Annotated in this window: 10 protein-coding genes; 8 read left to right on the plus strand and 2 right to left on the minus strand. The window is 60.1% G+C overall.

Annotation, left to right across the window (positions count from 1 at the left end; all coding sequences use genetic code 11):
• Positions 1-61 precede the first annotated feature (61 nt).
• From mglB to BN1132_RS15895, 4 genes are read left to right on the plus strand one after another with little or no spacing between them, the layout of a single operon-like run.
• On the plus strand, positions 62-1048 hold the full coding sequence (gene mglB, locus BN1132_RS15880; RefSeq protein ID WP_042078757.1) for a galactose/glucose ABC transporter substrate-binding protein MglB: 987 nt from the start codon (positions 62-64) through the stop codon (positions 1046-1048).
• Between the two features lie 52 nt (positions 1049-1100).
• Positions 1101-2621 (plus strand): galactose/methyl galactoside ABC transporter ATP-binding protein MglA, encoded by a 1521-nt coding sequence (gene mglA, locus BN1132_RS15885; RefSeq protein ID WP_042078758.1) that lies wholly within the window; start codon positions 1101-1103, stop codon positions 2619-2621.
• A gap of 15 nt (positions 2622-2636) precedes the next feature.
• Complete coding sequence (gene mglC, locus BN1132_RS15890; protein WP_042078760.1) at positions 2637-3647, plus strand: galactose/methyl galactoside ABC transporter permease MglC; 1011 nt, start codon at positions 2637-2639, stop codon at positions 3645-3647.
• Positions 3648-3705: 58 nt separating this feature from the next.
• Entirely contained in the window at positions 3706-5439 is a 1734-nt protein-coding gene (locus tag BN1132_RS15895) for a methyl-accepting chemotaxis protein (RefSeq protein ID WP_042078762.1), read from the plus strand.
• 779 nt (positions 5440-6218) lie between these two features.
• On the opposite strand, the gene BN1132_RS20060 is transcribed toward BN1132_RS15895, so the two are convergent.
• Positions 6219-6395 (minus strand): hypothetical protein, encoded by a 177-nt coding sequence (locus BN1132_RS20060; RefSeq protein WP_152551730.1) that lies wholly within the window; start codon positions 6393-6395, stop codon positions 6219-6221.
• Between the two features lie 746 nt (positions 6396-7141).
• Here BN1132_RS20060 and arcA point away from each other — a divergent pair.
• The 4 genes from arcA to BN1132_RS15915 all read left to right on the plus strand — a co-directional run bounded on the left by arcA (position 7142) and on the right by BN1132_RS15915 (position 11964).
• Positions 7142-8362, plus strand: coding sequence for an arginine deiminase (arcA, locus tag BN1132_RS15900; RefSeq protein ID WP_042078763.1), 1221 nt, complete (start codon positions 7142-7144; stop codon positions 8360-8362).
• Positions 8363-8423: 61 nt separating this feature from the next.
• A complete protein-coding gene (arcC, locus tag BN1132_RS15905; RefSeq protein WP_042078764.1) occupies positions 8424-9350 on the plus strand; it encodes a carbamate kinase in 927 nt (308 codons plus the stop codon).
• 79 nt (positions 9351-9429) lie between these two features.
• Complete coding sequence (gene argF / locus BN1132_RS15910; RefSeq protein ID WP_033114793.1) at positions 9430-10434, plus strand: ornithine carbamoyltransferase; 1005 nt, start codon at positions 9430-9432, stop codon at positions 10432-10434.
• 123 nt (positions 10435-10557) lie between these two features.
• Complete coding sequence (locus BN1132_RS15915) at positions 10558-11964, plus strand: YfcC family protein (protein ID WP_042078765.1); 1407 nt, start codon at positions 10558-10560, stop codon at positions 11962-11964.
• A gap of 129 nt (positions 11965-12093) precedes the next feature.
• Here BN1132_RS15915 and BN1132_RS15920 read toward each other — a convergent pair whose 3' ends face one another.
• Complete coding sequence (locus BN1132_RS15920) at positions 12094-12585, minus strand: arginine repressor (RefSeq protein ID WP_042078766.1); 492 nt, start codon at positions 12583-12585, stop codon at positions 12094-12096.
• Positions 12586-12802 lie beyond the last annotated feature (217 nt).

Here is a 12802-nt window from a genome sequence, read left to right on the forward strand (position 1 = left end):
GCGCCAGTTCACATGGTGTACAGCATTCCCTACAAAAACAGATAGAGATCGGAGCATAACAATGAAAAAACTCACGACAGTTGCCACCTTGCTGATGGGACTGATGGCGGGAGCCCAAGCCCAGGCCGATACCCGTATCGGTGTCACCGTCTACAAGTATGACGACAACTTCATGGCCGTGGTGCGCAAGGCCATCGAGAAGGAAGCGGCAGCCAATCCCGGCGTGGAGCTGCTGATGAACGACTCCCAGAATGACCAGTCCAAGCAGAACGACCAGATCGACGTATTGCTGGCCAAGGGCGTGAAGGCGCTGGCCATCAACCTGGTCGACCCGGCGGCGGCCCCTGTCGTGATCGAGAAAGCCCGTGCGGACGAGATCCCCGTGGTGTTCTACAACAAGGAACCGAGCGCAGCCGATCTGGCCAGCTACGACAAGGCCTACTACGTAGGGACCGACTCCAAGGAGTCCGGCATCATCCAGGGCGAGCTGATCGCCAAGCACTGGAAGGCCCATCCCGAGTGGGATCTGAACAAGGATGGCGTCATCCAGTTCGTGCTGCTCAAGGGAGAGCCGGGCCACCCGGATGCGGAAGCCCGTACCACCTACGTCGTCAAGACCCTGAACGACGGCGGCGTCAAGACCGAGCAGCTGCACATGGATACCGGTATGTGGGATACCGCCATGGCCAAGGACAAGATGGATGCCTGGATCTCCGGCCCCAACGCCAACAAGATCGAAGTGGTCATCGCCAACAACGACGGCATGGCAATGGGCGCTGTTGAATCCCTGAAGGCCCAGGGCAAGACTGCCATCCCGGTGTTCGGCGTCGACGCCCTGCCGGAAGCCCTGGCCATGGTCAAGAGCGGCGCCATGGCGGGCACAGTGCTGAACGATGCGGCCAACCAGGCCAAGGCCACCTTCGAGCTGACCAAGAACCTGGCGGAAGGCAAGCCGGCCGGTGAAGGCACCAACTGGAAGATCGACAACAAGGTCGTGCGTGTTGCCTACGTGGGCGTGGATAAAGACAACCTGTCCCAATTCGAGTAATTCCCACCTCCAGGGCAAGGGAGATCCCTTGCCCTTTTTTCAACCAGATGTGATGGCTGATATGACAACACGGCAACAATCAGAATGGCTGTTGGAGATGATTGACGTCAGTAAAAGCTTTCCCGGCGTCAAGGCACTCGATAATGTCAATTTACGGGTCCGTCCTCATTCTGTGCATGCGTTGATGGGCGAGAATGGCGCAGGGAAGTCCACGCTGCTCAAGTGCCTGTTCGGCATCTACGAGAAGGATCAGGGCAAGATCTTCTTCAAGGGCGAGGAGGTCAACTTCACCTCGTCCAAGGAGGCGCTGGAGAACGGTGTCTCCATGGTGCACCAGGAGCTGAACCTGGTACTGCAACGCACCGTGATGGACAACATGTGGCTCGGCCGCTATCCCACCAAGGGGTGGTTCATCGATCACGGCAAGATGTATGACGACACCAAGCGCATCTTCGAAGAGCTGGACATCGACATAGACCCGCGAGTCAAGGTCGGCACGCTGTCCGTCTCCCAGATGCAGATGATCGAGATCGCCAAGGCATTCTCCTATGACGCCAAGATCGTCATCATGGACGAACCCACCTCCTCCCTGACCGAGAAGGAGGTCAACCACCTCTTCAAGATCATCAACAAGCTCAAGGAGAAGGGGTGCGGCATCGTCTACATCTCCCACAAGATGGAAGAGATCTTCCAGCTCTGTGACGAGATCACCATATTGCGGGATGGCCAGTGGGTGGCGACCCAGTCCCTCGAAGGGCTCACCATGGACAAGATCATCGGCATGATGGTCGGCCGCGAGCTCACCCAGCGCTTCCCGGAAAAAACCAACCAGCCGAAAGAAGTGATCCTCGAGGTCGAACACCTGACGGCCAAGAACCAGCCTTCCATCAAGGACGTGACCTTCAACCTGCACAAGGGGGAGATCCTCGGCATCGCCGGTCTGGTGGGGGCCAAGCGCACCGACATCGTGGAGACCCTGTTCGGCATTCGCGAGCACAGCGAGGGGAGCATCAAGCTTCATGGCAAGGAGGTCGCCAACCGCAACGCCCACGAGGCGATCCAGAATGGCTTCGCCCTGGTCACCGAAGAGCGCCGCTCCACCGGGATTTACTCCCGTCTCGATATCGCCTTCAACTCCCTGATCGCCAACATGGACAACTACAAGGGATCCATGGGGCTGCTCAGCGACAACAAGATGAAGAGCGATACCCAGTGGGTCATCGACTCCATGCGGGTCAAGACGCCGACCCAGCAGACCCAGATCGGCTCCCTGTCCGGCGGCAACCAGCAGAAGGTGATCATCGGCCGCTGGCTGCTGACCCAGCCGGAGATACTGATGCTGGACGAACCGACCCGCGGCATCGACGTGGGGGCCAAGTTCGAGATCTACCAGCTCATCCTGGAGCTGGCGAAGAAGGACAAGGGCATCGTCATCATCTCGTCCGAGATGCCGGAACTGCTCGGGATCACCGATCGCATCCTGGTCATGAGCAATGGCCGGGTCGCCGGGATCGTCAACACCAAAGAAACTGACCAGAGCGAGATCCTGCGCCTGGCATCTCTGTACCTATAAAGACAGGAAGACATTATGGAGTCGGCTAAAAATTTCAACCTGATGCAGGCGCTTAAAGAGAACGGCATCTATGTGGTGCTGCTGGTGTTGCTCATGATCATCGTGATCAAGGAGCCCTCCTTCCTCAGCCTCACCAACCTCAGCAACATCCTGACCCAGTCCTCGGTGCGGGTCATCATCGCCCTCGGGGTGGCGGGCATCATCATCACCCAGGGCACCGACCTGTCGGCCGGTCGCCAGGTCGGCCTGGCGGCGCTGATCGCGGCCACCATGCTGCAGGCCCTGACCAACGTCAACAAGGTATTCCCGACCCTGGGTGAAGTGCCCATCCCCGCAGTGATCCTGCTGGTGTGCGTGGTGGGGGCCCTGATCGGCCTGGTCAACGGCCTGATCGTGGCCTACCTGAACGTGACGCCCTTCATCACCACCCTGGGCACCATGATCATCGTCTACGGCATCAACTCGCTGTACTTCGACTCCGTGGGCGCCTCCCCGGTGGCCGGCTTCGATCCCCGCTTCTCCAACTTTGCCCAGGGGTTCATCCGGATTGGCGGGTTCAAGCTCTCCTACCTGACCTTCTATGCGGCCATCGCCAGCGTCTTCGTCTGGGTGCTGTGGAACAAGACCCGCTTCGGCAAGAACATCTTCGCCATCGGCGGCAACCCGGAGGCGGCCAAGGTGTCCGGCGTCAACGTCGCCGTCAACCTGGTGATCATCTACGCCCTGGCCGGTGTCTTCTATGCCTTCGGCGGCATGCTGGAAGCGGGCCGCATCGGCAGCGCCACCAACAACCTCGGCTTCATGTATGAACTCGACGCCATCGCGGCCTGCGTGGTGGGTGGGGTGTCGTTCGCCGGCGGTGTGGGCACTGTCGCCGGTGTGATCACCGGCGTACTTATCTTCACGCTGATCAACTATGGTTTGACCTACATAGGGGTCAGCCCTTACTGGCAGTTCATCATCAAGGGTGGCATCATCATTCTGGCGGTCGCGCTGGACTCCATGAAGTACGCCAAGAAGAAGTAAGCATTGGCAGAGAGGGCTGGAGCAATTCCGGCCCTTTCTCTCTGGAGGGACCCATCCCATGCCATTCAAAGTCAAGATCAACGTCCTCCTGCTGCTCGCCATCCTGGCCACCATCGGCACCGCCTGGTTCAGCGTCAACCATTTCATCAGCGGGTACATCCGCACCCAGGCCACCCAGAACATCAACGAGCAGATAACCCTGGTCAGGGAGAAGCTGGCGGGGGACATCAACCAGAGGGTGTTGCTGGCGGCCAACCTCAATCTCGGGGTGACCAGCGTCAAGAAAGCCCTCCAGGAGACCGGCTTTCACAACATCGTCAAGATCATCGGCGACATGGCATTCGACGTGAACGGGGTGATCGACGACAAGGCCAGGGTCGAGGCCCTGCGCAAACAGATCCCGGCCGCCAACAACCAGATCACCGTCAGCCCGCTGGAGCAGCTGGACGGCAAGCCGGTGATCTCCATCCTGGTACCCCGTGGTGCCGATTCCGCCTACCTCTACTACCTCGACATGAGCGAGTTCAAGACGCTGCTGGCGAAGGTGAGCGGGGAGGGGCGCTACTTCTCCCTCACCGACAGCCAGGGCCGGGAGCTCTACAGCAGCAAGCCCGGGGGAGAGACGGAGAGCCGTCCCAACACGCTGGATATCCGGGGCAGCAGCTGGACCCTGACCGGCTATATCGACCTCGATTACATCCGGGCCATGACCCAGGCGCTCAACCGCAAGATCACCCTGGCCCTGCTCGGGGTCGCGGCCCTGGTGCTGGTGATCTCCATGATGGCGCTCAACCTGGCCTATAGACCCATCCTCTCCCTGCGGGATCTGGTGCAGGAGTTGTCCCAGGGCAACGGCGATCTGACTCGCCGGCTCACGGTGACCAGCAAGGACGATCTCGGCCAGATCTCGGCGGGTATCAACCGCTTCATCGAGCAGTTGCAGGAGATGATGGGGGAGGTACGGCAGGCCAGTGGCCAGCTCAACGAGGGGATTTCGGATCTCGCCAGGCAGACGGGCTCGGCACAGGGGCTGCTGGCCGAGCATGTGCGAGAGACGGAGCAGGTGGTCACCGCCATCAACGAGATGAGCCGCACCGCCGTCTCGGTGTCGGAGAGTGCGGCCAGCACGGCCCAGCTCACCGGCCAGAGCCAGCAGCTGGCCAACCAGTCGCGTCAGGTGGTGGATCAGGCCATGGCCAGCGTGACCGCCCTGGTGACCGAGGTGGAAGCCACGGCACGTTCCATCGAGGCCATGCAGCAGGACGTGCAGCAGATCGGCTCCATCCTCGGGGTCATCGGCGGCATCGCGGAACAGACCAACCTGCTGGCCCTCAACGCCGCCATCGAGGCGGCCAGGGCCGGGGAGCAGGGGCGCGGTTTTGCGGTGGTGGCGGACGAGGTGCGCTCCCTGGCGGGACGTACCCAGAAGAGCACAGCCGAGATCCAGACCATGCTGACCCGGTTGCAGAGGGGCACCCAGACAGTGGTGACCGCCATGGGCAACACCCGGCAGAGCTGTCAGGATGCGGCGGAAAACACCAGCAAGGTGAATGCGTCGCTGGATCTGATGGCGGGGGAAGTGGTGGAGATCAACGATCTCATCAGCCATATCGCCACGGCTGCGGAGCAGCAGAGTGCCGTCGCCGAGGAGATCAACCGCAACATGAGCGCCATCGCCGAGGTGATCACCCAGCTCAAGGGCAATGGGGAGCGGACCGCGCACAGCTCGACCGCCATGCAGCGCACCTATGACAGGCTGAGGGAGATAGTGGGGCACTTCCGGCTGGAATAAGGTCTGGTCGTGGACACCCTGGCCGACAGCGCCGTGGCCGGGGTGACCCACCAGCGGGCAGGAGTGAAAAATGCCCAAAAAAGATGGGGGCGACTCGCGTCGCCCCCGATAGTCTTATCGCTCAGATCCTTGAACGAAGTTGCTCCCTGCAATCCCTGACTATACCTCTTCCTTTAGGTTTCCCCTTCCCAATCCTTTGGGGTGTCCTTTAGCCATCATGGCCTGACGAGTCATCCTTTCCCGTCGCACTTTCTCCGTCCTGGGAGGTGTCCTTTACCACATCCTGTGGTGAGTCCATTTGCCCAACCCTGGCAGCCAGTCTTCCTGACCGACTTCATTGCGTCCGTGCAGGAGTAACTATAAGGATTTCGCGCAGGGCGACAACGGCATGTTGAAAAACGTTTTTTCTCAACTCGTTTCTCGCGAAATGATATAGAGATTATTTTGTTATTAATCATTGTGTTGTCGGTGTTGCTTGTGGTTTTTTCACGCTTATCTTCCGACTATGGCGAGAATTTTTATGGCGTTTTACTCACTCATGTAATGGCGAATGTCTCACAGGCCGTTTACCTGGGGTTCAGAAATGTCGGCGCTACCGGTGTCGATCGCAGATGGGCGCATGCGGGAGCCGACATCCAGGGGCGTGATGTCGGCCCAATGGCAATCCCGGGGGATTGAAGCGACGGGTCTGGATGGGGGCGAGGGCGAACGAGGGAGGGGAATGGCATCACCCAAGAGGAGTGCATCCCCCCTTGGGTGAGAGGACGTGGGTGGGAGGATCAGTGGTGCTGGCTGCCGCCATACCATTGGCAAAGGTAGGCGGGCACCAGCATCTGGGGTGCCTGGTCGACATGGCATACCACCAGCGGCATGGCGGGGGCGCCCTGGGCGTGGACCAGGGCCGGGGCCATGGGCAGGACCAGGGCGACGAGCAGAAACAGCGACTTGATCTTCATGGTTATCTCCTTGATGACAGAAAAGCGTGTGATCCCGATCACTTTCTGAGTTAAGGCGAACCACGGGTTGGTGCAAGGCGCTGCAATAAATTCAACTAATGAAAAAACTTTGAATCCCGGCTGCAATGGCGCTGATGAGAATACTCCCGCCGGGATGCGTCCAAAATGCATATCCATATAAAAGACATGGCGTGAAAGCCGTGGGCGCGAAGCCTGCCGTGCGACCTGGCGCAAATGCCATGATCTGGAACAAAAGATGGATTATTCAACCGGAATGGCGAAAGTGACTATTTATGTGGTGAACTCAAGGGGAGTGAATGACGATAAATTCATGGAGAGATATAAAAAATTCAAAAACTGAAATGGATTATTTTATATTGCTGATTTCCAAGTGATTTTAAAACAATGGCTATCTCTTTATGGATAATGAAAATGAATGAAAACGCTATCTTGCCGGGATTTTACGGGCGTTTTTTGCTTGTTTATGCCATGACGACCCTGGGGCAAATATCGTTTATGTACACTCCGTCATAAATTAACTCCGGAATTTATGCAGTCTGAGTTGAATGTGATCAATGTCTAAGTTTGATGTGACCTCCAGTCCTAATCTCTGCGTCGAAAGGCAAGGGCAGGATAGAACATAAGCCGAATACCCTACATAAAGAATATCCCGCCTTAGCCACGAGCCTGAATAGAAGGAATCTATTCAATCACTCGCAGGGACCACTGCTAGACGGAATATAATCATGAGCAAATTTTATGTAGGTTCTGAAGTTGGCCAGTTGCGCCGCGTCATGTTGCACCGCCCCAACCTCAGTCTGAAGCGTCTGACCCCCTCCAACTGCCAGGATCTGCTGTTCGATGACGTCTTGTCCGTTGAGCGCGCCGGTCAGGAGCACGACAAATTCGCTCAGGTGCTGCGCGATCAGAATGTCGAAGTCTTCCTGCTGACCAACCTGCTGGCGGAAACCCTGGATGTACCGGAAGCCAAAACCTGGCTGCTGCAGCATCAGGTCTCCGATTATCGCCTCGGCACCGCGCTGGCCAACGACGTGCGCTGCTTCCTGGCCGACATGCCGCACCGCGAGCTGGCCCGCATCCTCTCCGGCGGCCTGACCTACTCCGAGATGCCCTACAGCGGCGTCAACATGGTGGTCGGCATGCACGCCCCGACCGATTTCATCATAGAGCCGCTGCCCAACCACCTCTTCACCCGCGACACCTCCTGCTGGGTCTACGGCGGCGTCTCCATCAACCCCATGGCCAAGGCCGCCCGTCGCCGCGAGACCAACCATGTGAAGGCCATCTACCGCTGGCACCCGCAGTTCGCCGGCCAGGACTTCATCAAGTACTTCGGTGACGAAGACCGCGACTACGACAACTCCACCATCGAGGGGGGCGACGTCCTGGTCATCGGCCGCGGCGCCGTGCTCATCGGCATGTCCGAGCGCACCACGCCGCAAGGGGTCGAACACCTGGCCCGCGGCCTGTTCAAACACGGCCAGGCCAAGCAGGTCATCGCCATGCAGTTGCCGAAACACCGCAGCTGCATGCACCTCGACACCGTCATGACCCACATGGACATAGACACCTTCTCCGTCTATCCGGAAGTCATCCGCAAGGACGTGAACTGCTGGAGCCTGACCCCGGGTGGCGCCACCGGCATGAACATCAAGGAGGAGGGTTACTTCGTCACCGCCATCGAGAAGGCGCTGGGGGTGGATCAGCTCAAGCTCATCACCACGGGCGGCGACAGCTTCGAGGCCGAGCGCGAGCAGTGGAACGACGCCAACAACGTGCTGACCGTACGCCCCGGCGTGGTGGTGGGTTACGAGCGCAACACCTACACCAACGAGAAGTACGACAAGGCCGGCATCACTGTGCTGCCCATCCCGGGTGAAGAGCTGGGACGTGGTCGCGGCGGCGCCCGCTGCATGAGCTGCCCGATGGAACGTGACGGCATCTGACAAGACGGCGTGGCGCCGGCAGAGGCTGACGCCACAGATACCAAGACTCGAGAGTAACACCATGAAAAAACCAACTGTCGTCGTCGCCCTGGGTGGCAATGCCCTGCTCCGTCGTGGCGAGCCGCTTGAAGCTGACATCCAGCGCAAGAACATCGCCACCGCCGCCAAGACCATCGCCCTGATCGCCCAGGAGTACAACGTTGTGCTGGTGCACGGCAACGGCCCGCAAGTCGGCCTGCTGGCCCTGCAGAACAGCGCCTACACCAAGGTCTCCCCCTATCCTCTGGATGTGCTGGGCGCCGAGTCCCAGGGCATGATCGGCTACATGCTGATCCAGGAGCTGAAGAACCTGATGCCGAGCCGCAACGTCACCGCGCTGCTGACCCAGGTGCAGGTCGACCCCCAGGATCCGGCGTTTGCCAATCCGACCAAGTTTATCGGCCCGGTTTATGAAGAAGTGGAGGCCCGCGCCCTAGCTGCAGAGAAGCACTGGTCGGTCAAGGCTGACGGCAAGTTCTTCCGCCGCGTGGTGCCGTCCCCGCTGCCTCAGCGCATCGTCGAAGGCGACGCCATCGAAACCCTGATCGCCCAGGGCCACCTCATCATCTGTACCGGTGGTGGCGGCATTCCGGTGACCTGGGATGGCCAGAGCCTGACCGGTATAGAGGCCGTCATCGACAAGGACATGTCTGCCGCCTACCTGGCCAAGCAGATCAAGGCCGACGCCCTGCTGATCCTGACCGACGCCGATGCCGTCTACCTGGATTGGGGCAAGCCGACCCAGCGTCCGCTGCGGGTCACCAGCCCGGACGAGCTGGCCGGGGTCAAGTTCGATGCAGGCTCCATGGGGCCCAAGGTCGAGGCCTCCTGCGAATTCGTCAAGGCGACCGGCGGCATGGTCGGGATCGGTTCCCTGGAAGATGGTCTGGCCATCCTCAGGGGCGAAGCCGGCACCAATATCGTTGCCACTAATACCGTCAATGCCTGAGCCAATGCTCTGGCCTGAACAACTGCGTAGTTAACAACACTGCCCAAATTGGTCTGAACAAATATAGAGAGAACTCATCATGGCTTTTAATCTGCGTAACCGTAACTTCCTGAAACTGCTGGACTTCACCCCGCGCGAAATCCAATACATGATCGATCTGGCCATCGACCTGAAGAAGGCCAAATACGGTGGCTATGAGCGCAAGCATCTGGTCGGCAAGAACATCGCCCTGATCTTCGAGAAGACCTCCACCCGCACCCGCTGTGCGTTTGAAGTGGCGGCCTTCGACCAGGGCGCGCAAGTCTCCTACCTCGGCCCGAGCGGTTCCCAGATCGGCCACAAGGAGTCCATGAAGGACACCGCCCGCGTACTGGGCCGCATGTATGACGGCATCGAATACCGTGGCTACGGCCAGGAGATCGTGGAAGAGCTGGGTGCCTACGCCGGTGTCCCGGTCTGGAACGGCCTGACCAACGAATTCCACCCGACCCAGATCCTGGCCGACTTCATGACCATGCTGGAGCACGGCAAGGGCAAGCGTCTGGATCAAATCAAGTTCGCCTACCTGGGTGATGCCCGCAACAACATGGGCAACTCCCTGATGGTCGGCGCCGCCAAGATGGGCATGGACATTCGCCTGGTGGCGCCGAAAGCCTTCTGGCCGGAAGAGGAGCTGGTCGCCAAGTGCCGCCTGATCGCCGAAGAGACAGGCGCACGCATCACCCTGACCGAAGATGTCAAAGAGGGTGTGCTGGGTACCGACTTCCTCTACACAGACGTCTGGGTCTCCATGGGTGAGGCGAAAGAGGCCTGGGATCAGCGCGTGAAACTGATGACTCCGTATCAGGTCAACATGGACGTCATCAACGCCACCAAGAACCCGGATGTGAAGTTCATGCACTGCCTGCCGGCCTTCCACAACGACGAGACCACCATGGGCAAGGAAGTGGCCGACAAATATGGCATGAAGGGCCTGGAAGTGACCGAGGACGTGTTCGAATCCGAGCACAGCATCGTATTCGACGAGGCCGAAAACCGGATGCACACCATCAAGGCAGTGATGGTTGCTACGCTGGGCGACTGAGGTCGCAGTAGTGGTGCCGGGGGGTGACCCCCGGCTTTTCGACCATGTGACAGCGGAACAACACCTCTAACCCTACAACCCGCAGCCTGCATGGATACCACACCCACAGAAGGAAGCTGGACCATGACCAAATTCAAGTTCCCGTCAGCCTACACCATATTGTTTGTGCTGATCGCCCTGGTGGCCGCCCTGAGCTGGATAGTGCCCGCCGGCAAATATGAAATGACCATGAACGAAGCCCTCGGTAAGGAAGTGCCGGTGGCTGGTACCTACAAACTGGTGGATGCCAATCCCCAGGGGATCGTCGACGTGCTGCTGGCCCCCATCGACGGCCTCTACAACCACGACACCTATGAGGCGGGCGCCATCGACGTCTCCCTCTTCATCCTGATCATCGGCGGCTTCCTTGGCATAGTGACCAAGACCGGGGCCATCGATGCCGGGATCGAGCGCGTCACCGACCGCCTGCGCGGCCGCGAGGAGTGGATGATCCCGATCCTGATGGCGCTGTTTGCCGCGGGTGGCACCATCTACGGCATGGCGGAAGAATCGCTGCCCTTCTACACCCTGCTGGTGCCGGTGATGATGGCCGCCCGCTTCGACCCGGTCGTGGCTGCTGCAACCGTATTGCTGGGGGCCGGTATCGGTACCCTGGGTTCCACCATCAACCCGTTCGCCACCGTGATTGCCGCCAACGCCGCCGGCATCTCCTTTACCGATGGCATCTGGTTGCGTGTCGCCATGCTGGGGGCCGGCTGGCTGCTGTGCGTGGCCTACGTGATGCGCTACGCCAAGATGGTGCGCAACGACCCCAGCAAGTCCCTGGTGGCCGACAAGTGGGAAGAGAACCGAGCCCACTTCCTCGGCAACAAGAGCGACCAGATGCTGGAGTTCACCCTGACCCGCAAGATAGTGCTGGGTATCTTCGTCGCCGCCTTCGCCGTGATGATCTACGGGGTGGCCGTGCTGGGCTGGTGGATGGCGCAGATCTCCGGCGTCTTCCTGGCCGCCGCCATCATAGTGGGCGTCATCTCCCGCATGAGCGAGGAGGAGCTGACCTCCAACTTCATCGACGGTGCCCGCGATCTGCTCGGCGTGGCCCTCATCATAGGTATCGCCCGCGGTATAGTCGTGGTGATGGACAACGGCATGATCACCCACACCATCTTGCACAGCGCGGAAGGCATAGTGACCGGCCTCTCCACAGTGGTGTTCATCAACGTGATGTTCGCGCTGGAAGTGGTGCTCTCCTTCCTGGTGCCCTCCTCCTCCGGTCTGGCCGTGCTGACCATGCCGATCATGGCGCCACTGGCCGACTTCGCCAACGTGGGCCGCGAGCTGGTGGTCACCGCCTACCAGTCCGCCTCCGGGCTGGTGAACCTGGTGACCCCGACCTCCGCCGTGGTCATGGGGGGCCTGGCCATCGCCAAGGTGCCCTATGTGCGCTACCTGAAGTGGGTGGCCCCGCTGCTCGGCCTGCTGACCGTGCTGATCGTGGCCTGCCTGAGTCTTGGCGCCATGCTGGCCTGACGAAGAGATCGACACCGCACACGGGAGCCAGTGGTTCCCGTTTTTTTTATAGTGGGGGGCTGATCCCCGGCGAACCGCAGGCAACAAAAAGGCGACCCAAGGGTCGCCTCGCTGCGTCGAAGGGAGGTGCTAGCGCGCCTGCTCCAGGGTGCGCACCACGGCGGCGTGGGCCTGGCGGGTGCGGCTGATGTGGCGCGGGGCGATCAGCACCACGTCGTTGCCGGCCACGGCCCCCAGGATCTCCGGGTCGGCGTGGCGATCCAGCAGGCGGGCGACCACGGTGGCGGCCCCCGGGGTGGTGTGCACCAGCACCATCTGCTGGTTGTGGACCACGGCGCGCACCATGTCGTGTACCGAACGGGTGCTACCGGCGGGCTCCAGCTGCTCGTCCACCAGGGTGTAGACCTTCTTGCCGTTGGCGTTCTGGGCCTTGGCCACGCCGAGGCGGCGCAGCAGGCGGGAGATGGTGGACTGGCTGATGTCGGCGAAGCCGCGCTCCGACAGCTCGCGGCGGATCTCTTCCTGGGTGCTGTAGCAGTGCTGGCCGATGATCTGGCGGCAGGCATCCAGCTGAGCCTGGTCGGACTCTGGTTCCTGGGGACGAGTGAGGGTCTTGACCATGGCGACTTTCCTTTGATGATGACCGATGGCTATCCTCGCTCAGTCTGTCATTCCGGTTTTTCATAGCAAAAAACACTGATGACGAGCGTTCAAGCAGGTGATGAGCAATGCCTAGCCGTTCTGAGATGGCAAATTATAACCAAAGGGGGAATAAGTGATGTGACAGGGTTCAAAAATGGGCCCGATGGGGCCCACATGGATATCTGTTGCAGGCGAG

Source organism: Aeromonas sanarellii (assembly GCF_000820085.1).
GTDB classification, from domain to species: Bacteria; Pseudomonadota; Gammaproteobacteria; order Enterobacterales; family Aeromonadaceae; genus Aeromonas; species Aeromonas sanarellii.